The sequence below is a fragment of the Diaphorobacter nitroreducens genome (assembly GCF_002214645.1).
In the GTDB taxonomy this organism is placed as follows: Bacteria; Pseudomonadota; Gammaproteobacteria; order Burkholderiales; family Burkholderiaceae_C; genus Diaphorobacter; species Diaphorobacter nitroreducens.
In genome coordinates this window covers 2,547,735-2,572,044 of record NZ_CP016278.1, presented here as the reverse complement: position 1 = coordinate 2,572,044, position 24,310 = coordinate 2,547,735, and the positions used below count along the sequence as shown (strand labels likewise).

The following is a 24,310-nucleotide window of genomic DNA, read 5'->3' as shown; positions in this document are numbered from 1 at the left end:
CGAAGATCCTGTAGGGCTTGGGCACTGCTTGCGCGACGGGTGAGGTCGAATAGGGCCCGGCGTGTTTCAACGCACGGGAACTGAAAGAGACAGCGTGGGAGGCACTGTGACCTCTTCATCGCCGTTCGGCGGTTTGCAGTCTAAGTAGTACCACATCGATGCTGGCACGGGTGTTCTGAAATGCCGGCACGCGATGAAGTCCAACGGCCACAAGCCCATTGCCAAGGCCGGCGAGTTTTCCTCCCATCGAAGGCGGCCAGTCGCGTTGAATTGCGCTATGCGGTCGCGCAGAGTTTGCGCCGATGCTGGCAAGGTATAGGGAGCTTCGGTGCTACCGCTTTCCTGGTGCGCTGGCCCAAAATACCAGCTTGATGCCCAGTCGGCCGTTGGATGCCAGAGCTGACTGCCTAAATCAGGATATTCCTTGGCATGGCTCTCGGCGAGACCCTGGTATACGTTGTCCTGGCCCTGCATCGCACACCAGGACCCCATGGTGGCCAGTAGCCACGAGTGGCGGCGCATAAGGCCTTTGAACTCGTCGGTGCCATGCACCTCAAGCTCGACCAGATCGTCGAGGGAGTCGGAGCCCACCGGGAACATACGGCCGATCCTGAACACGAAATTCAGGCGCCCCGTGATCTCGGCAGTCCACCAGCGCGCTAGGTCGTGCTGCCCCGTTTGGATGAACAGCACCAGAGCCAGACAAATGTCGATCACTTGTGCATCCAGTCGCGGAGAGGCTGCCGCTTCGTGGTTACGCAGCATGGCGGCAAGCGCAGTCGCGAATTCGCTGGAGCGCGCCCGCCACGCGTCATCCTGGCCCGGCTCCACCAAGGCAGCCGAGAGTCCGATTGAAGCGAGGAGGCCAACCTGTTCGAGCAGCAGCACCGAATACTCAGCGCCTTCTCGCGTATACCCCGACAGGCCGTCCTTTAAGCGGATGTGTGCAGCCACGGCGTCGTAGTAGCGGCTGGCCGCTTGCAGGTAGGAGCCCCAGATATCTCGTATCACCTCACGGACGTCCTGCCGCTCTTGCAGCGATTGCAGGACGACACGATGGAAGCACCACAGCAGCGTGCGCTCCATCACCCAGAGCGCCTGGCGGCGCTCGCTCTCGCCGTCGGCCCAGTGCGAGCAAACCAATGCAGCCAGATGTACCCGGCGCAGTGCCTTGAGTAGTGCCGGGACGGTTTGCTGTGCTCCTTTCTCATCCAACTGGCCATCGGGCGCGATGCCCAGTTGGCGAAGCATGAGTTTGCAGAGGTGCTCAAAACGGTAGTCGCTGTCGGCGCCCATCACCAGCGCCTTGCGCAGGTCGGCTCGGTCCTGACCGTCAAAGAGGTGTTCGTTCAGCAGGTGCGCCTCGACCAAGTCGGATACCTCGTCCGCGCCCCAAAACTCGAAGTGGAGCTGGGGATGGCGTGTGGCAAAGCCCACCCAGTTAGGCTGCACTTCCTGGCCAAGGTCGCCTGTGGTTGCAACCACGATCACTTTGCGGTGGTCTTTGTACTCGGGCGGTACATGGCTGGCGAGCCAGACATCGATGATCTCGTCCATGCTCTCACGCACGGCGTTGGGATCACCTGTCCAGGTGCGTCGGCCAATGTCCCCCTGTTTAATGACGAACAGCAGCAACTCATCGACGCCATCCGTCAGAGATCGGCCTGCCGCCGGGAAGTCGACACCGAACTGGCGCACCCCAGCCTTGGGCTTGACCAGTGGTACATAGCCCATCTGTGTCAACAACTCGGGCAGCAGCCGGTCGAACTCGTCGCGTTCTCGCAGCGTCCGTAGGTAGTGCGAGAGCGCCAGGCGCATTGGGTTACCGGCATTCACGTGAGATCCCGCTTGGTTGTACGCAGTTGCAGTCTCCGGTAGGCATTGCCAACGGGATCGAGGACCTCGCGCCGAGGCATCTCGAACGACACGGAGTGAGATGCAAAGTGCATGGGCTCGGTCCACGATTCGCCATAGTGTTGAAAGCTAGTCTCGCCGGCCTTGATGTGCACCTGCGTGACGAGTTGCGCAAAGACTGATTGCTTTTGCGTCTCGCGAATAGAACTCTGCATCGCCTTGGCACGGGCTTTAGCGAGATCTCGACGCAGGGCCATTGGAACTTTGAGTTCGCGCAGGCGCGGTAGCGCCTCCAGCGCAGACATGTCAGCCTCCAACTGCGCTGCGATGCTGCCCAGCTGTTCTTTCACGTCAGCGTCCTTTTCCTGTGCGGCCCGTTGCTTTAATGCGTCGCTCGTTGTTCCTGGGTAGTCATAGCCGATTTCTTCGTAGAGAACCCACCGAAGAAAGGGCAATACGCGCTCCTTTGCGTTGCGCAAATCCAGCAAGGACAAAGCTAACGTGATCATCTGCTTGGGCTCAATCAGGAAGCCAAGCATCCGCCTGACCACATACAACAGGTCGGCCTCCGTGGCAGTGTCGAGCACCGCTCGATCAAACTCGATAGCCATACGGCCATCGGATCGAATATCTGAGACCATGTGCGCCGCAGCATTCGCAGTAGCCTGGCCATCAGCGAGCATCCAGCTGGTGAACACGCGGGCCAGCAACGGGGGATGGGACCGCAGAGCCTGCGTGCACGCATCGAAGCGGTCCGCGAACTCGCGCTTGCCTACCGTCGAGCCAAGATGGGCTCGGACCCAGGCTTCGAGGAACTCGATCACTGGTTCGACGTGTGCCGACTCGGGGCGCAATAGCTGAGAGAGACTGTAGTCCAGCCCGTCCAATGCCCAGTCGAATCCATCGCCTAGCCCAACACACAGCGGGAGCCACTCGAAGAAGATGCCTTCCTGCAGCAAGTCCCCGTGGTTGCGTGACAATGCCTGCGCTAAGCACCCGACCGCGTCTTGGTCGCCTGCGGCGATGCGTGCACGCAAGGCTTCATCGAAGGTGCGTCGCAGGTGGAGGACTGCGCCGGCGGCGCGCAGTCCGGCCTGGCGCTGAACGACATCCTCGTTGGTAATCCGGAGCAGGATGCGTGCTTCTAGCGCCGGCGCCAGCTCGGCCGACAGGGTGGGTTCTGCAAGCATGCGGCCGGCGATCCAGCAGGTGACCTCGTGAAGCTCGGTCAAGTCGAAGCGTATGTCTGCGTCCAAGAGGCGTGAGACCGAGGCCTGCGGGTCCGATGCGAACCACGCCATCCAGGCCGCGCCCAGCAGGTTGCCACGCGTTTTGCACTGCTGTGCCAGCAGCATCTCGACCATGTCGCGTGCGGCCGCTGGCTTGCTGCTGAACCAACGCGACAGCGCGTGATAGAAGGCCCCGCCAGCGAGGTCGTTCACCGTGTGCGGCTGCTCGGCGTCGCAAAGCGCCACCACATCGGGTAGTTCGACCGCTTCAAGGTAAGGCAGGGTGGCCTCAACGAGGTGCAGGGCGTCGAAGACGTCGGCCGGGCGAGTAATTCGGGTCGTCGCCAGGCGCAGGACACTGACCCACGGGTGGACGGCAGCCAGAAACCTTCCGCTAGCCATATCGGCGTTGCCAATCTCGCACCGCCACAGGTCATAGGCTGCAGCCCACACCACCTGCTCGTCAAAGGGAGGATCGCCCAACCCAGCGAAGACCTCCAACGCCGCTACCGAGTTCCGGTCCTCAAGGCGAGCGAAACGCAACTTGTCGCCATCGACCGACGCACCGGGAGTGGTAGAGAGATCGAGCTGCGCTCCGGCGGGGATCTCGATTTCGAGCTCTCCGCGATCGGCTGCCTGCAGTTGGCGCGCAAGTTGTCCTACGGTCACGGGCTGTTGCGTTGTGAGCATGGGTACGGGTCGCGAGGTAGTGGCGATGGGAGCCCGTTAGGTTACCGCACCGCGCAAGAAGTGAATTCTCCTCGAGCCAAACCGACTTCTGAAACATCGCTCATCGTTTGAGCTGGGCCGAAGGGCAGGAATCCGCTACAGAGCCGTCAGCGCGCACACTCAAGCGAAGGTCAGCAACCGCTGCATTGCAGACTCCGAGCCGATACTTGAACCTCGGTGACCAGCAGCGATGATTCGCAACCCGGCAAGACAAGACACCTTGCACCGCGACCTCCTTCGGCATAGCCTACCGCGATGCCAGAAACGGACAAGCTCTTTCCCGAGTACCAGCTCCTGTCCTGGCTGCCTGACGAGACATTCTTCAGCCTGGTTAGCCGTCATCACCAGCTTTGGGGGCATATCACAGCTGCGCAGACCTGCCAACTGATGTTCGGCAGCGCACGTGCCGGTGTCCACCATGATCTACCCAACAGTCTTGGTGCCTTCGCGCAGCGCACGAATGCACTGCTGGGTGAGGTCGATTCCATTGCGAGAGAGCGGACACTGCTCAATTTCTACGCGGCTTTCGCCCCACCAGACGAGACTGCAAACGCTGTCGCGTGTATGTCCGGTGCCAGTGTGGCCCATCTGAAGCTGCGCCTGGGCATCCTTACAAGCCGATTTCGCGCCAACCATCCCCTCAAGGCTTGTCCGCAATGTATGGAACAAGATCTTCGGGAGACTGGATGGGCCTATTGGCATTTGAAACACCAGCTCCCGGGTGTGTGGATGTGTACGGCACACCAGCAGCCGTTGCTTCAATCAGCCCTTAAAGCCAATGGAGTGGAGCGCTTCCAATGGCTCTTGCCGCGCTTGGCTGACTTGCATTCCGCAAGCACGCAGTCCCCTGAAGCAGCTTCGTGCTCTGTGCTGTTAAGTCTCGCAGAGCTCATTGAACATCTTGTTCAGTCGGGAGCCTTCAAGCCACTAATGTTGAGAGATCTGTACGAGGTCTACCGCGAAGAATTTCGGGCGCGTGGATGGGTTGCTGGTGCCGCAAGCTTGCGCACAGGACAGATCGCGACAGCCTTCCTCAGCTACTGCGAGGCACTCAGATGCATTCCGGAGTTTGCGGCGCTCGCCCAAGACGAGGAAGGTATGGCGACGCAATTGGGCCGGTTGCTGAGACCTCCTCGCTCGGGAACCCATCCCCTCAGGCACCTGCTCCTTATTCACTGGCTGTTCGGCACTGCACAACGGTTCGAACTCGCAATGAAATCCAAGGGCGCGCACACCCAATCAACCGTCTCAAACACGGTGCTACCCGGCTTCCCCGTCATTGACCCGCAAATGGTCCACCTGCATCGTCTCATTCAGGAAGAGGGGCAATCGGTGCGCAAGGCAGCGAGCCTTGTTGGTGTTGACCCGCAAACAGCGCTCATGTGGGCTGCAAAGGCAGGGATAGCGATTTCACGCCGACCACAGAAGCTGTCCACAGATGTGCGTGCTAAAGCCATTCGGGCGCTACGCAAAGGTGCTGACAAAGAACAAGTGGCATCTCGAGCCGGAGTCTCTGTCGGAACCATCACCCGTTTGCTGCTCAGTGAAGCAAAGCTGCATGCAGACTGGTCTGAAGCGCGAAGCGAAAGAGCGAAGGCCCATGCTCGAAATCTTTGGCTTGAGCTGTTGCAGTCCTCAGGAGATCTCGGGGTCAAGTGGATGCGCACCATGGACCCACGCACCTATGCGTGGCTCTATCGAAATGACCGCGCCTGGTTGGACGCGCACAAACCGGATCCACTTCCTGAATCCCAGCGCTCCCGACCGCCCTCAGTGGATTGGGTAGCCCGAGATGAGCGACTATGCGTCCTGGTTCGTGAAGCAGCATTGCGCCTGACGGAGGAGCAGGGCGTATCGCGCATACACCTCTGGCAGTTGTGCCAGCAAATACCTGACCTGCGGGCAAAGCAGGCCCAACTGCCCCGATTGCCGCGGACTCTTGAAGCCATCAAGGCAGCTCTGAGTGCCCATCTTCCGTCCCAAGATCTTTTTCGCTAAGACCCATCCATTTTCGATTTTGCTTCGTGCTTGATATGCATATATGCAATAGGTTATGCTTTGTGCATGATTGAATCGGAAGTCAAAGCACGCGCAGCAAACGCTCGTCGTATTTGTTTGGCCCATGGAATAGCCCAAGCGGACATCGCCGCCCACGTAGGGGCCAGTCAATCTCAGGTGAGCCGCATCCTCAAAGGGGAAGGCGTCAGAGCCTCACGTCTGTTTGAAGAGGTGTGCCTTTTTGTGGAGCGCTTCGAAGGCGGCGTTGGCGCCGATGCCGTTCGCAGCAATCGGGAATTGATTGAGGCCCTTCAGACCACTTGGGACGGGTCGGCGTCACATGCCAAGGCATTGGCCGCCGTGATTCGATCCCTGGCGATTCTCAAACCCGCTTGATCTGATACGGAGACAGCTGATGAACATGCTTGTGCAGCCAGCGCCATTGCCAGAAGAGATGGACCGGGGCTACTTGGGGCGGATCATGCGGATCAATGGGTACCGTTCGCCGAAGGATATGGTCGACGCGATGGCGGCGCATTTTGGCGAGGAAGGGCGGACACGCCGTGAAGTCACAACGCATGAACTTCTCAGCCGTATGGCCGGCATGACTACTGAGCAATTTGCACAACGTCATACGACCCTTCCGTTGCGCAGGGGGATCACATCCTATTTTCCGGGCCTTCTCCATGGAAGCGAAGAAAGAAGGTCTCTGCTTCATAACAGTGCCAGCCTGCGCAAAGGCCAGGCAGCGTTCTTTTGCAAGGAATGCGTTGAGGCAGATGTTCGCTTTCATGGGGCGAGCTACTGGCGCCGGGATCTGCAGACACCTGGCCAAATATGGTGTCCAAAGCACATGAAGCCCTTGCACTTCACTACATCAGTGGATCCTTTCATTGCATCCCCGGCCATGTCGATGGAGGTCGCAGATCAGATCCCTGAAGATTGGGTGAGGCCTGCCATTGGCAATCCGCATGTCGAGCGATTTATTGAGCTGGCTGCTGCCCTGTTCGATCGAGCGGAGCCTCTGGACGTCGCTCTCATTGCCCCTTTGCTCAGGGATACGGGAAGCGCGCAGGGCTACAAGGCCAACGCTTCGTCGAAGCAGGGGGTGCTGATCAGCGACCACATTAAGGCACTGTTTCCTGAGCAGTGGCTGAGCGCCGTGTTTCACGAGGTGGTCAAAAAATCTATGGGCGCGTATCTCCATCAGGTGGATGGGGCGCTCTATCTTCGCAAATCCGCATCATCAGTGATTGCCTACTTGCTGGTGTTGTCCGTCCTGTTTGAGAGCGCAGACCACGCCATCAATGCTCTATCGGGAGCCTGTAGTGGGGATGCGATGCCCGGATTGCGTCAGAGATCGGCGAAACGCAGCATTCCCGACATGGATGAGCTCCTCGAACATTACGCAGCAGCAAGGGGAGGGCATGCAGAGGTTGCCCGGATGCTTGAGCTACCTGTTTATGTAGTTCGCAAGACTCTGTGCAATATAGGTTTGCCGAACCTGCCTGAGTGGGATGTGACATCGGAGATCGGTGCAGTAGCTGCTCTGAGGGCGTTTTACCTCAACAAGCGCTCCTACCTCTCATCCCGGGAAATCTCGGGTTTGACCGAAGCGCGTTTTGATGCGCTGATGCGCCAGTGCGGACCCAAAATGGCTATTGCCCTTGACAGGATGACGCCGAAGACCAGGAACCAGACAAGGACCCGGCGAATGAAAGGCCGGCTCCCCGTCAGACTGGAGCAAGAGGCTGTGCTGGCAACCCCTCAGTTCCGCGAAATGTTGCTCCAGAACTGAGCCCAAAAGCTGTGATCCTCCGGAGATAGATCTTCGTACATTGACAGCCGTCCTGGGTCATTGCTGTGAAGCGCAGCAACGGCCTGAGCCACTGGAGCCAGATAGGTATCTGCAGCCACCTTGAAGTCATCGAGACGAAGATCGTCGTCATTGCGCTCGAACGCCACTCGGTGCGCGGCAATCCAAAGTGCAATGATCAAACGTTGAACGCCGGCAGTTTTTTCGAGGACGAGATCACCCAATTCTTCAGTGATAGCTATTGGGCGAGCGACGTACTGGTAGTGGCCGAGTCTTGGCAGAAAGTGCTGACGGAACGCCGCATCGTGATCTCCCCAGAAATGCTTGAAGGCATGGTACCCAGAGGTGACGATGCGTTCCGTGTTGCTCAAACGCTTGGTCAGCGCACCGAAGCCGTCCGGCGTACCAGAGACCAGCAGCGGTATCTGCCATTCGTTCAACGCCGTCAAAATCCACTTGAGGGACTGATCGTCAATGATGCGCAGCTCTGGCGGAGGTTCACCGAGCTTTCTTTTGCTTCTGGACTTGAGAGTAGGAAGCTTGAACAGGTTCTGAATCTCGTCCAGGTGCAGAAGGCCAAGAAAATGACTGGATGCGACTTGCCGCCACTCGTCCAGCATTTGTGGCCCATTGCGCCATTCACCAGCCAGCGTCTTGTCAAAGCGGGTGCTGTCTGTCGCCTTCTTCCATGCCGTCATCAGCGCCGCTGCCAGATCGGTGGCTTTGCCCCCCGCAGGAACATCCAGCGAGAGCCAAACTACTTGCTGCAAGCCATTGACCATCCGGAAAAATGAAGTGTGCTGGATAGTTTGAGGGAATGTAGAGAGGCATCTGCGAATAGCTTGTGTCTTGCCAGAGCCGGAAACACCCACAACTGCTGCACCGTAGCTTGGTGCCGTTACCGGTGGCCTAAAGCGGGCCTCCTCGCCACTGATCATGCTCCATGTACTTGATGACGAGGGTTGCAGGTGGTGGTAGTTCTGACGGATCATCATGTCCATCGTTTCGTACAACTGCAGCTCTTCCAAACTGGGTACATGCAGATCGCGCACACTCATCAGCATGTGTAGGCGGACGTGGAGCGGAATAGAAGCGATGTCTTTGGGTGGACGAACTGGGAACTCCACCAATGCCTTGAGTGCGTCGGGTCGTGAACGTATTGGTCCAAGCTGGGCGATGAGTGAATTGCCTGTGTAAGGGTCGTGCACTGCGACAGTTTCCGGCGCGCGTTTAGTCATGCATGACCTCCGCATCCATTGCTTGGAAAAAATCACACATCATCGCGTCATAGTTGGTTTTGGACTCAGCTCGTGCCTTGGCAGTACCTCGGACTTCGCCTATCACCAGTTGACCGGCGAACTCGTTTTCGATTGCACGAGCTTCACGGATCGTGGGAGTGAGTCCACGTGCACGTTGACGGGCAGCGCGTGTCTCCTCAGTGGCCTGTTTACGGATGAGTTCCATGCGGTGATAGCCGAGTAACGCCTCTTGCACACGTTGGTGTTCAACGTCTGCGGCCTTGAGCTTCTGGAACGCAAATGCGTCAACCATCTCGTCGTGGGTGAGCGCGGGATCGGCCCGGGAATGGTCGGAGATGGTGAGATCTATCAGGCCTTTACCGCTTTCGTACGGTGTCCAGATGCGTGAAACGGAGCCTGGGTAGTACTGGGCAGGGATTTCCCAACTGCGCCGGACTGATCGTGCGCGAGTTGTCCATTGCTCAGTTTCTACGATCGGCGCGCTATAACGATTCGTGCGAAAGACCACACCGTTTCGAGTGACGCGTGCATCCCCCGTCGGGAGCAGCTGTGTGATTAATTCGGCATCCGACTGCGCGCGAGAGAAGCCAATTCCCATCTCATGGCCCCAACGCCAAAGCCCCGCTGGGCTGGGGAACACACCTTGCGCGATCATGTGTGCATCCAAGCGCTTGCTTCGGTCTGCAGTCAGGTTGTAGATGTAGAAGCACTCGTGGAGAAACTGCATGTACTGACGGACGGACATCGTCGCTGCCGCTGGGTTAGATCGGCGCAAGTCGTACTCTTTGCGTCGGGCATCCATCGCGCCCGGAATGAAGTGGTACTGCACGTTCTTCATGATGCGGTGCATAACCTCCACCACGCCTTTCAGATCGGGGCGGAATGGCGCCGTGTAGCTGAGGGTGGTGAGCAGTTTCATGCCCGTGGCCTTGGCCCGCTTGGACAGATACTCACCTCGATCGCAGAGCAGCCTTGCAGGAAGGGTAGGGGCTGGAAACAGAGACTGCCGCATGTCATACCCCCACAGGTCGCTCAGCAGGTTGGACGACGCTACTGTGTTGAAAATAGCGACTTGTGCAGTGTCCCAGCTGGGCCCCGTGAGACAGACATAGAAGCCCACCACAGCCGTCGAGAAGACGTCCACGATGACATACACGACCGGGCGTCCGATGATCCAGTTTGGATCAATGGACGATCGTAAGTACACGTCCCCGATGGTGGAGTCGACGGCGTACATCAGCCCCGGTCCCTCGGCACCCTCCCAGCTGTAGCCCTTCAAGCCGCGGAGCGCGCGTTCGAAATGGCCGCTGCTGGTCTTTTCGCGGATTCGGTGGATCTCCTTGATATCTTCCGTCAGAACCCGCTTCACCTGTTGGTAGTTAGGGTACTGGCCTTTTTCAAGATCGATTGCGACGATGTTCCCATTGTCGTCATAGCGCATCGCCGTGGTGAACTGGCTGGCGATGATGCGTTTATGGCGCTCCGGCATCGAAGGTTTGGCGTTGCGATGCCTTTGTCCGCCATCATGATTTTTGCCCGCCAGACAGTGCTCATTCCTGGCTGAACAGGCTCACCCCAGCAGCCGTGAATTAGCTTGGAGAGTCGCTGCGCAAATGTCTTTCTGCCGGCCTTCTTTCTTGTGCTGCTGGCCGACAGGTCGCGTCGTTCTCCGGGCGCACCGCACTTGTCAAAACGAGTGCGGAGACTTCTTCTCGTGAGTCCAAAAGTGCACAGAATGGACCAGAGTTTGTATACGTACGATTTGCTGACTTTGTGTTGCTTAATCGCCTCGCGCACTAAGTGCCCCAAATTCCCGTGAATCAGAATGGATTCCTTGAGAGTCTCGCTGTCAAGGAACTGCTCCATAACCCGGCAACGCTTGTCGAAAGCATTTTTTGCGCTTAGTTGATCAATCGGTGTGTAGTACAGACCGGGAAGCTCAAGGCTAATGGAAATCGCTTCGTGTGACTCCATGAGCTCAATGAGATCTTTCCGACAAATTGCGTACAAGGTACCAACTAGCGGTTTCTGAGGGATTCTTTTTTTTCGCTTGAGTTTTCGGTCTTCGATGCGGGGTCTGCCTCCTCGTACGTTTGTTCGCGGGGACTCTTGCTTGATCAAGACGCAGTAGGTGATGTCTGTGGAGGAATCATCCACAATGATCCGAAAGATGCCTTCGGGTAGTCTCAGCGCCTCCGTCGTCAACTTGAACGCTTGGTTGTGCATCAGGTGCATGCCGACCTCCGCGCCAGAATTGGGTTGAGGGACACGAACTCTTCCTGCGAAATCAAGCTCAGGGGGTGGTGAGGTCTCCAGCCGCGGCGCAAATCCACAGGTAGCAAACCGCGCCAGATTGATTGCCAAAGTGCCCGCTGCGCTTGATGGCGGTGCGTTGCTCCTCCCAAGAGATCAGTCAGGTGCTGGACGATGTCAGAGAAGGCATGCCAGGGTGCAGAGCGCACCACCCTGCAAGCCAGCTGGATTTCTGAAATTTCTGCTGGCTCATCAAATCCCCAAGGTGAGCTTCGGCGCAGGGTAAGACCAACACTCTTTTCGTACTGTTCTGGTGTGATGAGCAGCCACTCCACGCCCCGGAGATTCCAATAGGTTTTTTCCAGGCGGAGCAGCTCTTTGGCCCGTTTCGTGAGGGCGCTGGATGGTTTGCACGAGACAGCGAGCAGCCCAAGCCCGCCGCGTTGAGTGCGTATGACGAGCAGCAAATCAGTGGAGCTGGTCCAGACATGGGTTTCGTCGCCGTCTTTCAGTGCAGGGTGCTTGATACCCAGATTGCCGGCTATCTCCAATGTTCCGGGGAATTGCGTAAGGCCGCAGCCGATTTGCCACCGAGAGAGATCATGCGAGGCGGAGTCCTGGCTTATAGGAAACTGCTCGGCAAGATCGACCAGGCCTGGAACTAAGCCGGCGAAATTCAGACCTCCCCATTCCTGGTCCGAGAGAAGCTCACGCTGCCGATTCATCCAAACGATGAGATGGGACCGGCCCTTGCTGGATGGATCGCCCCGCGACACACGGTGCCACGGCGTGTACTCGGAGTAGGTGCCTGTCCCCCGGCCTTCTCTGCGGAAGCGTTCGAGGAGACCGGGCGTGAAGTGCTTCTCGGTCCTCATCGCCCAGTCTCCAGTCCATGGAGATGGAGGGGCGGCAGCAGCAGAGTTGCTGCCTGTGTCAAACAGACTGAGTGGCCCGTTCGCCGAAGTAGCGCGTACAGGGCGGAGTAAGTGGCCGGGCGGCGCGTGAGGGACGCGCTGCAAAAAGTGATTGTTTGCATAGATCTGACATGCTGGTATTCGCTTGTGAGGAGCGAACGTTTCCAACACCCGTGCGTCAGATCTGCTAATCTAGCGGTGCGACTCGCGAAGACTTAGGTCTGAGCACCCGGGCGGCGGGGCTTCTGAAAAGGGGTCCTGCCGTTTCTTATTTCATTGCTATGTGTCCTTCCAGGAGCTTTGCCCTGATGCTGCTCGCCTGCGCCGGCGAAAGTTGATGACTCAAATAAGCAATGTCCCGCAAGAGCGAGGCCACATGCTCAGGGGTCGCCTTACCTACCTTCAGGCCCAAGGACTGTCTTTCCTGCGCCGCTAGAGCAGATAGGGCGGTTTGTTCGCTTGGCGACGCCTTCAGTGCATGTCCGATGCTGAGCACGTATTTTTCAAGTGGCGGAAGGCGTCGACCGTTCTCTATTTCAGAGATCATTGAAGGCGGCAAACCAACTACTGTCGCCAGTCGCCGCTGGCTCACGAAGGCTCTTTCCCGCAACTGAATAGTAGCGCTCCAAAAGTGGTGGATGTGTTGCCAAAGGTCATGGGTGCAGGGTGTCTCATGGTTCTGGCGAAAGGCGGCCATCAAAACCACCGGTAAAAGTACCCTCGATCCACGAAAAAGTCGACAGCAATTTCTGGAAAAAATGAACCTTGGTAATTGCGTCACGCTGGTGTGACGCGGCGCGCAGGCCGACACTCTGGCCGCCTCTGTGATTCGTATTCCAGTCAAAATGCGAGTCACCTATGCCCGCTGGGCCGGGGGAGTCTGTACTGATGGTCGCCCGTCGCGTAGTCAGGCTCAATGCTGCAGTGCACTTCTTGGCAAAAACTCCACGCCCGTGCGCTTCACCAGCTCTTGATAGCTGATCGGCCGACTTACCGTCTCCCCCTCGCGGTTCTCCTGCCAGTGCGCCCAGGCCCGCTGGGTGGTGGCGTCATACACAAGCTTGTACAGGTAGGTTGGTACTTTCACTCCATTGGCCCCAATGCGCGGCCCAGCATCCGTGAAAACCGGTCCGGTGATCACGAAAACATCCCCCTTGGCCCGCTTGACATAGCGCCGCGTGTCCTGCTCGATCTTGTTCCAGGCACCCCCGTTGTGCTGTGCATTCTGGGGAATCATGTTCGCGAGACTGAAGCTCTGCGCCATGGCTGTAGGCGTCGGCATATCTCCTGCAGGGGCCATATGCCCTCGGGAGTAGCCTGAGTTCTTGTAGTCCTCCAATTCCGCCCGCTCGCCACTGGGCAAGCGCGCATCCGCAAAGAACCGCTTCGCCCGCTTCTCGTCAGCATCCTCGATGAGCCTGCGGTTCAACCTCTGGGCTACGAACACCGGTGTTTTGGTGGTGCCAGAGTGCAGCACCGCAAATGCCTCATAGCAGAGCTCGCGCAGCTGCGGCCGTGGCGTGATGGCGGGTGATGTGCCATTCGCAAAGAACTGCGGACACTGCGCAAAGCTGGTGGGCTCGGGCGTGAGGAGCGCCGCGCTGTCGAACTGCGGAAACCGCGCCCAGGAAGGATTCGGGAGAGCAACGCTGACGAGAGACAAGGTCAGCACAGCTGCCAGGCGTACGCGACTTGGCCAAGAGAACAAACGATTCACAGTACAAGACATCGAGTCGAACAAAACGGAGCCCGATTGGAGCACCGATCACCTCTCACTTTTGCTCCGAATGCTCGGATCCCTCAGGGTTGTACAGCTGCTAGCAGAGATGGGGGCCACAAACAGGAAGGGCTCCCAAAGGGAGCCCTTCCTGCCTGCCCGCCCCTGCGGTTCAGTTAACACTTCCCATGGCAGCAGCACCCGCAAATGCAAAGTTCCACCACCATGGGAAGTCCCGCAACTGCTTCAATCCGAGTCAAGCAGTTGGCCTACCACTTACTGACCTTCAGCTTGCCTTCAAGGCCGCCAAAAACTCCCGCGCATTGAGCTGGCTCTTGTCCTCCATGCAGTTGTTGAACACCGCATGCGGATACCGCACGGAGCGCGCAATCGGGCTGTACTTATGGGCCAGACACTGCAACTCAGCGGAAGTGTACGCATAGTCAAACCGCTCGGCTGCGGACTTGGCAGGCATCCCGTACGCCACTTCATTGCGCCCATGCAGCCTGAGCAGCGCATGCTCCGGGTGGGTGGTCTCCCAGATCGCCGGAACACTGTGCGGCGATCCCTGTGGACCATCCACGATGGTGTGGACCAGGCCTAGGCTCCTGAGTTGGCCCAAGGTGTCTGCCGTCACCGCATCGTTCTCCCACCAACTCGGATGCCGGAACTCGATGCTCAAGGTGTGACCGGGAAGATGCTCCACACAGTGCTCGATATGGGCCATGGCGACGGGGTGGCGCACTACCTTCGGCGGGAACTGGAAGTGCACCAGGCCCAGCTTGCCGTTGACCTGCAAGGGCACCAGGCAGGCCACAAAGCGCTTCCACAGTTCCTCCAGAAACTCGACCCCCATGTCCTTGTAGATCATGCGCCGCCCAGGTCCCAAGGCCTCCTTGATGTCTTTGGGCAAGACATCGGTGCTGGTCCACTGTCCAGTGAACAGGCTGAAGGCCTTCACATTGAACACAAACCCTGGCGGAGTGCGTTCTGCCCAGTGCTGGGCGGTGGCGACCGCAGGGATGGCGTAGTAGCTGGTGTCCACCTCTACCAGGTTGAACTGCGAGGCGTAAAAGCGCAGTCGCGCTTCGGGTGTCTTGGCCGTGGGCGGATAGAACTTGCCGCAATCAAGCAAGGTCTTTTCCGACCAGGATGCGGTCCCGACCAAGGGGTTGAAGCCATGACTGTGGAGGGCGAAAGGGTGCTCCATGGGGAGACCTCCTTGGGTTCATCCTACATGCGCATTTGCGGTAAAAGCTGTATATTTATACAGCATTCAAACACAGGAGAAGCAGCGCCATGCAAGTCATCGAATCCACCTATGTCGTCACCCTACGCGACTACCCCGAAGAGATCCCTGCCAAGGAGCGGATTGCCGCAGAAACCCGGTACGCCCAAACGCTGGAAAAGCAGCTAGGTGGCCCCGAACAGGTGGCGGCAGCCCTGGACACCATGCACAGCTTGGAAGAGTCGCCGCCCGAGGTGGTGTGTCCTGGTGATCTCACGTTGCTCAAGGCCTGGGGCAAGGCCAGTGCGGCAGCCAAGCAGGCGGGGTTCCGGGATCTGGGAGAAGGGGATGGGGCGTACTTTGAAGTGCGACTGGTGTGAGGGCGGTGATCACTGAGGACAGGCCATGCCGATCAACGCGCCCTGGAGTTACCCGACCTTGATGTGCACGCCACCTGGCAGAGCGCATGAGGGGGCCGGGGCCTGTGGAGCTGGTGGAGTCACCTGCGCCGTTTTGAAGCGATTCGATTGCACCGCCCCGGCTACCGTTGTATGGTGCATCAGCCAGCCGGGCGTCGATATGTCGATGGACCGTGCCAACTATCTCGGGGTGCCGGAAGACTTTCCGGTGACTGTTGTACCGTCTGCGATTGCGGGTGCTCATCCCCAATCCCTGAAGAGAGGCTGGCTCGGAGCCGCACTCGCACCACACCCGTGGCCACTAGTGTTTTTTTCCGATGTCACGGAATCTGAACAAAACAAAAAAGAACACACTCATCGCTCCCGGTATCTGAACCAATCGCCAGTCGATGGGTAGCGCATGACAAATAGCAACGCGGCTTCCGTTAGTGCACCTGAAGACCTTGGCCTTGCCCCCGGTCTTCAATGGCTGTAGCCTTCCCCGCATGGAACGCGCGAAGCCTACTATTTGCGGATTGGACGCTGATCAGGTAACTCAGTTCGCCAGGGAAGCTGTGGCCAACGCTGTCGTATCGACTGCACGCGCCGGCATCCCCCTCACCGGGTTGGTCGATGGCCGCGTGCAGACGATCCAGGCTTCCGACCCCCACATTGCAAAGTTCCTGCAGCAGCAAAGCGCTGGCCTTGGTGTACCGTCCATTCAGATTGAACGCGATCCGGACACGGACTTCTAGTGGGCAATGTGCCAGGAATCCCAAGTGCGTAGACCCAAGGTGAAACCGTCGAAGAACTCTGCGCACACCTGACAGAGGTATTGGAGATGCTGCAGGAGGACACCGCAGTCGCCCTCAAAAGGCCTCTACCCGAACATGCGCTGGATTCAGGCGCATTGGGTGTGGTGGTTCACGTCCATGGGCAAGGTGCTGATTATGAGGTGGAGTTCTTGACGCAGGATGGGCATACCGTCTGCGTCGAGACGCTCCAACTAGAGAATCTGGCTCCAGCACCGCTTTCCGCCGTGGGTGAAGATGCACGACGGGACATGCTTCAGAGCGAAGAAAGTCGCAAGAAGTCTCGGCTACCTGCTGACTGCATCAGGAGGCTGCCTGTCAAGAAGGTGGGTAAGGTTCTTGTCGGACCCAGTCTGCCCGTGCGTCACGTTGCTGCTGTTGAAAAAGGGAAGAGAGCTGAATGGCCTGCGGCTTCAGGGCCGCAACGTCGAGAAGTTGGATTTCGCTGTTGGTTCGACATGCGACGGTCGCGGGACGCGATAACGGTCACTCAACCAGTCCGAATACGAAGTCCAGGCCGAACGGCCGGTTCCGGGGGGAAGGGCGAGCTGCCAGCCAGGCCATTCCAGGTTGTTTGACCGCTTCTTGCAAAAGCAGTCACTGAGAGCGCCATGGTCGAGCGACCGAGATCGGCCTGGAGTTGACATGCCGGCGGTCAGTTCTGCAGCGGTCTCAGTCGGTCGGCTTTAGGCGCGGTGTGACCCGTCATTAGCGCATACCGGTGTTCGGGCGATACCTGCAACGGTCACGATTTGTCGAGGTAGTGTCCATGATCTCGACGACCTTTTCCACCGGCTGGCCGCGCTGTATGCGTCAACAGTCCGGACGCCAGAAAAGTGCCCAGACTGCCCCTGCCTGCCCGGGCACGGGCGCCGCTCAGTTCGGGAAGTCAGCGTTGCGGACGCCGTCGTAGAACCAAGGGCCGACACGCAGCTGCAACGAGCCCCGCTGATTCATCAGCTTGGCGGCCAGCTTTGGCGATGCGTGCTGAGTGAAGTCGAACTCATAGCCAGAGAAGCTTTCACCGGAGTGCCCGGTCAGCTCCATCGGTTCGGCGTTAGCCAGCTCTTCAGCTTCGGGCACCGAGATCTCCAGCTCTTCGGCCAGCGCCTCCGCCATGGACTTCATCGGCGCGGAGCCTTCGTCGTTACCCCAGTCACGGTCGAGAGCTGCCGACAACACCTCCACTTCCGGCGACTCAAAGCAGCGACGGCCGAGGCGAACCGTCGTCACCGCTACTTGGCACTTGATTTGGTGTCCGCTGTACGGGCGCTCCAAGTCGAGGCCGAGCGTCACCTGGACCGGCATGGTCTCGGTGTACGGCTGTTCGATGGTCGCCTTGTCCGGCTCGAGGTCGTTATCCAGGTAAACCTCATCGACGCCATCGTAATTGGCGTTGGCCATCTCGTCGTTGACGCGGTCGTCGGAGAACACAGCGTACTGGACGATGTCATGAAACGCCGCAGCCAGGTTGCCGGAGCTGCCGTGCAGCTTAGTACGCGGCAGGCGCTCGGCGAAGGCTGCCGCCATCAGCTTGCGCAGTTCGGTATGCGAGTGTTCGAGCTTCAGTTCTGCCGCTCGTTCGATGAGCAGGCCGTAGTCTGCCACCACGTGCGGGACGGCATCGAGCGCCTGGGGCTCATGTTCAGCGTTCTGCGCAGCCTGGAAGGACGCCAAGGACTTGTGCCCGAGGGCGGCGCAGACCAGCTGCTGACCGCGACTCAATGGAATGGGCGCCGTCGACTCGGCAGAGTTCTTGCGAAGGGAATGGGCGAGGCCAGTAATACCAACAGCCATGGCAAAGCTCCTGATTCAGCGCGGACCAGTTGAGCAAATTACACAGGCCCACGCCCAGGCAGATTTGCGTGGGAGGGGTTGGTAGTACGGAACGAAGAAACGGGAGACGCTGGTATGAGCTGCTCAATGCTCCGGCGGCGAGGCCTTGGGCCTCAAATGTAACGACCTGGCCGACTGAATGCAAGCGCAGCGCGTCTCCCGCAACGCTTGCGCTAGAGGGTCACCGCGATCACCTCTGCAAACAGCAGCTCCACTAAGTCGTCGTACTCCGTGTCTGGCGCGTAGGTGGGGTCGCCAACTCTGATGGCCGCCTTGTACGCCTGTGGCTTAAGCGGGCGCGCATACGATGCATTGACTGACGAGTGGCACTCCTCGTCACTTGCGCCGGACAGTCGCGAGGTGACGATCCAGGGCACCGGTCGCGCTGGCCGCGATGTCGGCATCCACGCGCGTAGAGAGAACCTGTACTAGTTGTCGCAATTGGCCAGTTGTCAGGCCTACGTTCATGCTGATGCGCATATGAGCCTGCAGTTGAGAGTCCGCGCCTGGCAATGCAGACAACATGCCCACCGTGGCGATTTCTCTGCTTTGCCAATCAAGGTTATCGCGCTCGAAAATGTCGCCGAATAGGTGGTTGCGCAGGTACTCGTTCGCCACAGGAGCGAAGTCGAACAGCGGCCCTTGCACTGGCCCGCCCGAAAGCTTGGTCTGGTTGGCGGTGCCTGCGGCCATCAGGGCGTCGCCTTTGGGTATTGCACGGCTCGGCTCACGGCCCGGCGCGTCCTGAACGCCGCGCTGCTTGCGTGCCTCCAAAACCTTCATGAGTTCGCCTAGCGCGTTGAGGCTGCGCGGAAACCCTGCATAGGCATAAAGCTGCACCAGGATTTCGCGGGCATCACTCACGGTCATGCCCGCGGCCAAACCCTGATTGAGTGCGGCGTTGAGCTTTGTCATGTCGCAAGCTACCTGTAGGAAGTCGGCGGCAAAAGCTCAGGCTGGCCAGTGTGCATGAGCCGAGGCTCTTCTATTTTCATCCTGATGAGATCAAACGTTCTCGGTAGTCGCTGACTGCACCTTCACCCGGAAGAACTCAATCGTTTTGTCGGCAATGGCCTGCGCTATCCATGCAGGCTTGCGTCCACGGCTGGTCAAGGAGCCATCCCAAGAGAGACCACGGTTGGGATCGTAGAAGGTAGTGGGCCGTTTGGTCGATGGAGGAAGCGGCTTGCGACTGATGGAGCCAAGACCTACCTGAGCAGGTGTCAGGCCGAACTGCTCAACGAGTTGGCGAGCGGTCTGGATGGCTTGGCTTTTGTGTTCTTTCACCAGCTTGTCACGGCGGGCTTGCAGTTCGGCAATCTGGCGGTCCAGCTCTCGGATTTCTGTGGTCATAAGGACGGAATTGTAAAAGTTGCCTCCTTGCGCTCTTTCGCCATGTTTTTCTCTTGCAGCCACAGCAAATCAAATCTTCCATCCAATAGGTCCTCACTAGCAATGGGAGCGCTCCGATCAGTGGCTGTTTGTTGCGCGCTGCCTGTCCGGCAAGCTCCACTTGCCTCGCGCAAGCAAACACGAATGATTCTTGTTGACGTTTATTCATATTTGGTTAACAATTTCTACGGAGGAAGATTCTTTGATGAAGATGCGGCATAAAAAGCGCTCCGTTCTGGCAGGACTCTTTGTCTTGTTGTTGGTCATCATCATTAGTTGGGTGGTGATGTATTTTGCTTCGGAAAATCAAGATGCCCAATATAGAGCGGCCGTAGCCTCATCCCAAAAAAAATCAATAGGGGCATTATTTCCCTGGGATAGAGTTCAGTCCACAGATCAACCAAGCAATGCTAATCGTGAGTCTGTTATGCAGATGCAGACCAACGCAACTGAAGAAATCAATGTTGGGGAATGGATGAGTGGTATGGAGGTGCCGAAATTCCCCGTGCATGAGATTGTTTCTAGATATAAATCTAAGAGCACTCATACCAGCGCAGAAAAGGGTGAGTTGATTAGTGGGCTTAGTTATTGTGCTAACCGTAGAACAGTGGGCCAAATTGCGGGCCAACAACGATCACGCGGTTCAGTGGATGAGGCAAACAGTCTCTTAGATGTTCATGAAAGTTATCTTAAATATTGCAATGGGCTGGACGACTCAGCCTTTTCGCTTCGAAAGAACCTTCTTGCAGAGCTAGCGGAGAGCGGTCATGCAGAAGCAAAAATGATGTTCTTCGAGGCTGGCCCACTTGGCCGATGGCCGACGAATAACGAGTACATACCATTAAGCTCAGAAGAAATAGCCAATTGGAATAAAGCGGCTGTGACATATTTGGAGCAAACAGCCAAAGAAGGCGACGTCCGATCCTACAAGTCATTGGCATCCATGTATGGTGCTAGTAGAGATGACCCTATTTTAGGTGGCCTTTCAAATGAGAGTACCTCCTATGCGTATGAGCTACTCTGGGTTTCATCGGTCCAAAACAATCCAGAAACTTCAAATGAGTTAAGGGAGAGTTTAAATAACTATCTAAGCCACATTGTGAGTAAATTCACGCCGGATCAGCGGCGCGAGGGTATGAAAAAAGCAGCTCAAATACAGTTGAATTTAAGTAGGTAAATAAATGGGGGGCAAAATGCTTGCAAAAAATAAGTCTATATTATGGGGTGCTATCGGATTTTTTATTGCTTTGTTATGTTTTGCGGTTGACTACGGCTCATATCTTTGTAGAGGATGTGCAGCACCGATGAATCCAATTGACACACGGCTTTTTATTTCTGTTTATGTAAATCCACGTGTACCCATGTGGCAAGCAAATGACACAGTCACCATATGCAATGGACTCGAGTGCGTGAAGTACTTCACGCCAACCTCCGGCGCCACCACCTGGACACCAATCGAAAAGAGGCCTGATCCCGGGCGAGGATATAGCGGAGAAGGTGTGCCAGTCGGAGGGGTGGGCTTACCGCCTGACGCGCCGACACCGGTTACGTATCCTTTCCCTACTGGCGGCAGTGGTCCAGGAGGTGTTGTGATTATTGGCCCCATCGAGTCATGGTGCCCACCGTTTGATCTAATCAACTGCGCCTAGTAGCAGGCTCTTGTGTGATTACGCCAGCTTAAATTGAAAGCTGAGGAGGAGTGCTGGCTTGTGGGAGCCATGCAACGGAGCTATGCAAGCTCTTCACGAGTCGGTTCTGGCTGAACCATAGCGATGCCAAACTAAAACGGCACCTGCGTTCGAGGATTGCTCAAGCTCAGCAGGCGCTGTGCGAGGGCAATTGCCCGGTTTGGCGGTGCATTAAGCCCCTTGCAGACGCACCTGTCCCATGCATTGCAGCAGCTTGTGCTTTTTTGCCATCCACAGATTTTCGCGAACCACCCGGATCAGCGTTTCCACACGCGAGCACGATCCTCCCTCTAGCTTGCGCAGGGTTTGCTCTGAAATCCCAACCTTCGTGGCCAAGACCTTCATGGTCAGGTTCTTGCGCAATCGCTCGTGGCGGATCTGAATCGCCCCGGGATTCGCGGAGGCTGTTTGGTTTAAGTCAGGCCACCACCTCGGTGTTCTGACTGGCGAGTTGCCGGTAGTAGTTTGCCTCAGCCTCTGCAGGCGGGATATACCCGATGGGTTCGAGCAGGCGATGATGGTTGAACCACGACACCCATTCGAGCGTTGCGAACTCCACGGCCTCCTTGGTTTTCCATGGCGCTCGGCGGTGAATCAGCTCGGCCTTGTAGAGGCCGTTGATGGTCTCGGCTAGGGCGTTGTCATAGCTGTCGCCCTTGCTGCCCACAGACGGCTCGATGCCGGCTTCTGCCAGTCGTTCGGTGTAGCGAATGCTGACGTACTGCGACCCTCTGTCCGAATGACAAACAAGGCTTCCATCGCGCTCCGGCTGCCGGGCATATAGAGCCTGCTCCAGCGCGTCGAGTACGAAGTCCGTTCGCATCGAACTGCTCACTCGCCAGCCGACGATGCGCCTGGCAAACACATCGATGACGAAGGCCACGTACAGCCAGCCCTGCCAGGTCGAGACGTACGTGAAATCGCTGACCCACAACTGGTTCGGCCGCTCGGCATGGAACTGCCGATTCACTCGGTCCAGCGGACATGGCGCCCTGGCATCGCCAATCGTGGTGCGCACGACCTTGCCGCACATCACGCCGCGCAGGCCCAGGCGGCGCATCAATCGCTCGACCGTGCAGCGGGCCACGGTCACGCCTTCGCGAGTCAGTTGCCGCCACACCTTGTCGGCACCGTAGACCTGCATGTTGGCCTGCCAGACGCGCTGAATCTCCGGGACCAGCACATCATCGCGCTGAGCCCGGATGCAGCGTTTGTGAGGCTCACGCAGCAGCGCCGCATGCCTTCGATATGCCGACGGGGCGACCTGCAAGACCTTGCAGAGCGGCTCGACCCCGAAGGCATCGCGATGCTTGTCGATGAAATCCTTCAGGACTTGAGCCGGCGGTCGAGCTCCGCCTGGGCGAAAAACGCGCTGGCCAGCTTCAATATCTCGTTGGCCCGGCGCAGCTCCTTGACCTCGCGCTCCAGCTCCTTCATCCGCTGGGCCTCACTGGTCGTGATGCCTTCACGCACGCCAGTGTCGACCTCGACGCGTTTGACCCATTCGTACAGCGTCTGCGGCACGCATCCAATCTTCGGCGCGATGGACTCGATGGCCGCCCACAGCGACGGGTACTCCCCCCGGTGCTCCTGCACCATCCTCACCGCCCGCTCACGCACCTCGGGTGAGAACTTGTTCGGCTTGCTCATGGCTCAATCCTCTCAGAGTGTTGAGCCTCCTCAAAACCCGGGGCGATTCAAGCAGGCGTCAGAGAATTCACAAACTGAGCTTGAGCCGCGGGCCTATCGGGCGGTAGCTGGAAGAAACTCCACCCCGTACGTCGCACCAACTCCGCATAGCTGATAGGCGCCGATACCCGCTCTCCTTCACGGTTCTCCTGCCAATGCGCTCATGACTTGCCAGTGCTGGCGTCGTAGACCAGTTTGAACAGATACCTGGGAACACGCACCCGGCCGTCACCAATGGTGGGGGCACCTCGCTCAAACACTGGCCCCGTGATCACATACACATCCCCGCTTGCACGCAATACGTACTTGCGGGTGGTTGATCTTGACGCCCCGCCAATCGACTATGGAACGCCACCAGCTTGCAGGCGATGGACAGCCTTTGCGAAGTTCACGAACGATCTGCGATCGCTAGGGGTTCCAGGGACTGCAACGAATCCAGATGAATGTTTGAGCTGTATGCGCCCATGGCGTCTGCCTTGCTCATACGTCCATCCTTCGTGGAGCAATCGTCGAACGAGCTTTTGAATCTCCTTGCATGTGCTGTATCGCTTCATCTGACAGCTCCATTGCTCGAATGGCTATACCGTGAGGCAAAGGATCCGACGGCAAAACGCCAATCGGTGAACGCTTGTGTCGCACCAACAACGTCCACTGGCTGGCTGTAGCTATAGCCCTGCTGCCCCCTAGAGTTCTGAAAGAAACGTCCCCGCGGATCGAGCATGAGGTAAGACTCGCTCATCACGTCGTTGTCTTCGACGCACATAACACCCTTGTATCGCGCATGCCGGGCGATGAACGCCTCAAACACTTCAGATGAAACTGCCAGATCGCCGGTGACCACCGGCAGCATACGAAAAATCTTCCAGCGATCAGGGCGGAAAGTGTTGATGGTGTTACCCATGTCGCCTTCGGCATTCAGGGCATTGACGACGGTGTTCAACTTGACGTGTAACCCTGGGTTGATCGTCCTTGCCTTGGCCAACAATCTGGCCAGTTCCTGGTTGTTCAACAAGGAGCCACGCCTGTCGACTCGGCCAATCCCAACATTGGTGGCATCACTTGCAGCGTCAATGCTGACCCCGATCATCGAGACCAGTGGTGCAAGCTGGTCCAAGAAGTCCTCTGTAATACGTGTCCCGTTGGTAATGATGGATGTGTTCATCCCAAGGGAGTGTGCTTCAGCAAGCACACGGAGCACAGCCTCCGGATACAGCAATGGTTCGCCTCCTGCAAGGTTCAGGCGTACAGCAGACCACGAGAGTGCCTGCTGAAGTGGATTCGACAGGTTGCTAGGTGCAAAAAATGAGGCAATCTCATTCAGCAGCTTTTGGGTTCGCCCCCAGTCGTGAATCAGCTCCTTTTCAGCGCCATCCCATTTCGCGTAGCAATAGCGACAGGAGAAATTGCAGGCCTCCGTGATGTGCCAGTTAATGACCAGTTCGCGAACACGTGGGCGTGCGGACGCCTCTCCCATATGGAGATTCTTCATTTGATGTGC

Annotated in this window: 20 protein-coding genes, 2 pseudogenes and 1 other annotated feature; of the genes and pseudogenes, 7 read left to right on the top strand and 15 right to left on the bottom strand. The window is 57.8% G+C overall.

From position 1 onward, the window contains the following. Positions 1-66 precede the first annotated feature (66 nt). Both BA022_RS12025 and BA022_RS12020 read right to left on the bottom strand, forming a co-directional pair. Positions 67-1,836 carry a hypothetical protein gene (locus tag BA022_RS12025; RefSeq protein WP_148665176.1) on the bottom strand — a complete coding sequence of 590 codons (1,770 nt, stop codon included), beginning with the start codon at positions 1,834-1,836 and terminating at the stop codon, positions 67-69. After that, positions 1,833-3,773 carry a hypothetical protein gene (locus BA022_RS12020; RefSeq protein ID WP_088887632.1) on the bottom strand — a complete coding sequence of 647 codons (1,941 nt, stop codon included), beginning with the start codon at positions 3,771-3,773 and terminating at the stop codon, positions 1,833-1,835. Before BA022_RS12020 ends, BA022_RS12025 begins: the two co-directional genes overlap by 4 nt. Positions 3,774-4,067: 294 nt before the next feature. Here BA022_RS12020 and BA022_RS12015 point away from each other — a divergent pair, with 294 nt between their 5' ends. The 3 genes from BA022_RS12015 (at position 4,068) to BA022_RS12005 (ending at position 7,608) form a co-directional block, all read left to right on the top strand. Continuing rightward, the gene (locus tag BA022_RS12015) at positions 4,068-5,810 is read left to right on the top strand and encodes a TnsD family Tn7-like transposition protein (protein ID WP_088887631.1); all 1,743 of its coding nucleotides are present in this window, start codon (positions 4,068-4,070) and stop codon (positions 5,808-5,810) included. A 66-nt stretch (positions 5,811-5,876) separates the two neighbouring features. After that, entirely contained in the window at positions 5,877-6,206 is a 330-nt protein-coding gene (locus tag BA022_RS12010) for a helix-turn-helix transcriptional regulator (protein WP_088887630.1), read from the top strand. A gap of 19 nt (positions 6,207-6,225) precedes the next feature. Beyond that, positions 6,226-7,608, top strand: a complete 1,383-nt coding sequence (locus BA022_RS12005) for a TniQ family protein (protein ID WP_088887629.1) — start codon at positions 6,226-6,228, stop codon at positions 7,606-7,608. Here the strand turns inward: BA022_RS12005 and BA022_RS12000 are convergent. From BA022_RS12000 to BA022_RS11975, 6 genes are all read right to left on the bottom strand, one after another. Beyond that, positions 7,578-8,864: an ATP-binding protein gene (locus tag BA022_RS12000; protein ID WP_228403585.1), complete on the bottom strand. Its 1,287-nt coding sequence runs from the start codon at positions 8,862-8,864 to the stop codon at positions 7,578-7,580. The genes BA022_RS12005 and BA022_RS12000 overlap by 31 nt on opposite strands. Next, complete coding sequence (locus tag BA022_RS11995) at positions 8,857-10,374, bottom strand: hypothetical protein (protein WP_228403583.1); 1,518 nt, start codon at positions 10,372-10,374, stop codon at positions 8,857-8,859. Before BA022_RS11995 ends, BA022_RS12000 begins: the two co-directional genes overlap by 8 nt. 736 nt (positions 10,375-11,110) lie before the next feature. Continuing rightward, on the bottom strand, positions 11,111-12,013 hold the full coding sequence (locus BA022_RS11990) for a TnsA endonuclease N-terminal domain-containing protein (RefSeq protein ID WP_088887627.1): 903 nt from the start codon (positions 12,011-12,013) through the stop codon (positions 11,111-11,113). A gap of 307 nt (positions 12,014-12,320) precedes the next feature. Next, positions 12,321-12,749, bottom strand: coding sequence for a helix-turn-helix domain-containing protein (locus BA022_RS11985; protein WP_088887626.1), 429 nt, complete (start codon positions 12,747-12,749; stop codon positions 12,321-12,323). Positions 12,750-12,965: 216 nt separating this feature from the next. Then, entirely contained in the window at positions 12,966-13,781 is an 816-nt protein-coding gene (locus tag BA022_RS11980; RefSeq protein WP_088887625.1) for a DNA/RNA non-specific endonuclease, read from the bottom strand. Positions 13,782-14,055: 274 nt separating this feature from the next. After that, positions 14,056-14,979: a DUF72 domain-containing protein gene (locus BA022_RS11975; protein ID WP_088887624.1), complete on the bottom strand. Its 924-nt coding sequence runs from the start codon at positions 14,977-14,979 to the stop codon at positions 14,056-14,058. 89 nt (positions 14,980-15,068) lie between these two features. Here BA022_RS11975 and BA022_RS11970 point away from each other — a divergent pair, with 89 nt between their 5' ends. From BA022_RS11970 to BA022_RS11960, 3 genes are all read left to right on the top strand, one after another. Then, positions 15,069-15,377 carry a hypothetical protein gene (locus tag BA022_RS11970; RefSeq protein ID WP_088887623.1) on the top strand — a complete coding sequence of 103 codons (309 nt, stop codon included), beginning with the start codon at positions 15,069-15,071 and terminating at the stop codon, positions 15,375-15,377. Between the two features lie 524 nt (positions 15,378-15,901). Then, positions 15,902-16,150, top strand: coding sequence for a hypothetical protein (locus tag BA022_RS11965; RefSeq protein WP_088887622.1), 249 nt, complete (start codon positions 15,902-15,904; stop codon positions 16,148-16,150). Positions 16,151-16,236: 86 nt separating this feature from the next. Further along, entirely contained in the window at positions 16,237-16,785 is a 549-nt protein-coding gene (locus BA022_RS11960; protein WP_088887621.1) for a DUF4926 domain-containing protein, read from the top strand. Positions 16,786-17,083: 298 nt separating this feature from the next. Here the strand turns inward: BA022_RS11960 and BA022_RS11955 are convergent, their stop codons facing one another. From BA022_RS11955 to BA022_RS11945, 3 genes and pseudogenes are all read right to left on the bottom strand, one after another. Further along, the gene (locus BA022_RS11955; protein ID WP_088887620.1) at positions 17,084-18,004 is read right to left on the bottom strand and encodes a hypothetical protein; all 921 of its coding nucleotides are present in this window, start codon (positions 18,002-18,004) and stop codon (positions 17,084-17,086) included. 375 nt (positions 18,005-18,379) lie between these two features. Beyond that, a pseudogene (locus tag BA022_RS11950) lies at positions 18,380-18,994 on the bottom strand (carboxymuconolactone decarboxylase family protein); the annotation flags it as partial. Positions 18,995-19,048: 54 nt separating this feature from the next. After that, the gene (locus BA022_RS11945) at positions 19,049-19,396 is read right to left on the bottom strand and encodes an H-NS histone family protein (RefSeq protein ID WP_088887618.1); all 348 of its coding nucleotides are present in this window, start codon (positions 19,394-19,396) and stop codon (positions 19,049-19,051) included. 190 nt (positions 19,397-19,586) lie between these two features. Here BA022_RS11945 and BA022_RS19180 point away from each other — a divergent pair, with 190 nt between their 5' ends. Next, the gene (locus tag BA022_RS19180; protein ID WP_148665174.1) at positions 19,587-20,612 is read left to right on the top strand and encodes a hypothetical protein; all 1,026 of its coding nucleotides are present in this window, start codon (positions 19,587-19,589) and stop codon (positions 20,610-20,612) included. Between the two features lie 682 nt (positions 20,613-21,294). On the opposite strand, the gene BA022_RS11940 is transcribed toward BA022_RS19180, so the two are convergent. From BA022_RS11940 to BA022_RS11925, 4 genes and pseudogenes are all read right to left on the bottom strand, one after another. After that, positions 21,295-21,468 carry a hypothetical protein gene (locus BA022_RS11940; RefSeq protein WP_148665173.1) on the bottom strand — a complete coding sequence of 58 codons (174 nt, stop codon included), beginning with the start codon at positions 21,466-21,468 and terminating at the stop codon, positions 21,295-21,297. A gap of 73 nt (positions 21,469-21,541) precedes the next feature. Continuing rightward, positions 21,542-22,773 (bottom strand): IS3 family transposase gene (locus tag BA022_RS11935; RefSeq protein ID WP_418236086.1). Its coding sequence is split into 2 segments (ribosomal slippage): positions 21,542-22,482 and positions 22,482-22,773, totalling 1,233 coding nucleotides; the frame shifts between segments, so codons are not numbered across the junction. After that, positions 22,379-22,495, bottom strand: a sequence feature (AL1L pseudoknot). It overlaps the preceding gene by 117 nt. Before the next feature lie 47 nt (positions 22,774-22,820). Further along, positions 22,821-23,126: pseudogene (locus tag BA022_RS11930) on the bottom strand (DNA/RNA non-specific endonuclease); the annotation flags it as partial. 236 nt (positions 23,127-23,362) lie between these two features. Further along, entirely contained in the window at positions 23,363-24,301 is a 939-nt protein-coding gene (locus BA022_RS11925; RefSeq protein WP_088887615.1) for a viperin family antiviral radical SAM protein, read from the bottom strand. Positions 24,302-24,310 lie beyond the last annotated feature (9 nt).

What these genes read in the sequence shown, in the direction of transcription:
- BA022_RS12020 (WP_088887632.1), bottom strand. Translation starts at nt 3,773, where the DNA reads ATGCTCACAACGCAACAGCCCGTGACCGTAGGACAACTTGCGCGCCAA.
- BA022_RS12015 (WP_088887631.1), top strand. Translation starts at nt 4,068, where the DNA reads ATGCCAGAAACGGACAAGCTCTTTCCCGAGTACCAGCTCCTGTCCTGG.
- BA022_RS12010 (WP_088887630.1), top strand. Translation starts at nt 5,877, where the DNA reads ATGATTGAATCGGAAGTCAAAGCACGCGCAGCAAACGCTCGTCGTATT.
- BA022_RS12005 (WP_088887629.1), top strand. Translation starts at nt 6,226, where the DNA reads ATGAACATGCTTGTGCAGCCAGCGCCATTGCCAGAAGAGATGGACCGG.
- BA022_RS12000 (WP_228403585.1), bottom strand. Translation starts at nt 8,864, where the DNA reads ATGACTAAACGCGCGCCGGAAACTGTCGCAGTGCACGACCCTTACACA.
- BA022_RS11995 (WP_228403583.1), bottom strand. Translation starts at nt 10,374, where the DNA reads ATGCCGGAGCGCCATAAACGCATCATCGCCAGCCAGTTCACCACGGCG.
- BA022_RS11990 (WP_088887627.1), bottom strand. Translation starts at nt 12,013, where the DNA reads ATGAGGACCGAGAAGCACTTCACGCCCGGTCTCCTCGAACGCTTCCGC.
- BA022_RS11985 (WP_088887626.1), bottom strand. Translation starts at nt 12,749, where the DNA reads ATGGCCGCCTTTCGCCAGAACCATGAGACACCCTGCACCCATGACCTT.
- BA022_RS11980 (WP_088887625.1), bottom strand. Translation starts at nt 13,781, where the DNA reads ATGTCTTGTACTGTGAATCGTTTGTTCTCTTGGCCAAGTCGCGTACGC.
- BA022_RS11975 (WP_088887624.1), bottom strand. Translation starts at nt 14,979, where the DNA reads ATGGAGCACCCTTTCGCCCTCCACAGTCATGGCTTCAACCCCTTGGTC.
- BA022_RS11970 (WP_088887623.1), top strand. Translation starts at nt 15,069, where the DNA reads ATGCAAGTCATCGAATCCACCTATGTCGTCACCCTACGCGACTACCCC.
- BA022_RS11965 (WP_088887622.1), top strand. Translation starts at nt 15,902, where the DNA reads ATGGAACGCGCGAAGCCTACTATTTGCGGATTGGACGCTGATCAGGTA.
- BA022_RS11960 (WP_088887621.1), top strand. Translation starts at nt 16,237, where the DNA reads ATGCTGCAGGAGGACACCGCAGTCGCCCTCAAAAGGCCTCTACCCGAA.
- BA022_RS11955 (WP_088887620.1), bottom strand. Translation starts at nt 18,004, where the DNA reads ATGGCTGTTGGTATTACTGGCCTCGCCCATTCCCTTCGCAAGAACTCT.
- BA022_RS11945 (WP_088887618.1), bottom strand. Translation starts at nt 19,396, where the DNA reads ATGACCACAGAAATCCGAGAGCTGGACCGCCAGATTGCCGAACTGCAA.
- BA022_RS11940 (WP_148665173.1), bottom strand. Translation starts at nt 21,468, where the DNA reads ATGAAGGTCTTGGCCACGAAGGTTGGGATTTCAGAGCAAACCCTGCGC.
- BA022_RS11925 (WP_088887615.1), bottom strand. Translation starts at nt 24,301, where the DNA reads ATGAAGAATCTCCATATGGGAGAGGCGTCCGCACGCCCACGTGTTCGC.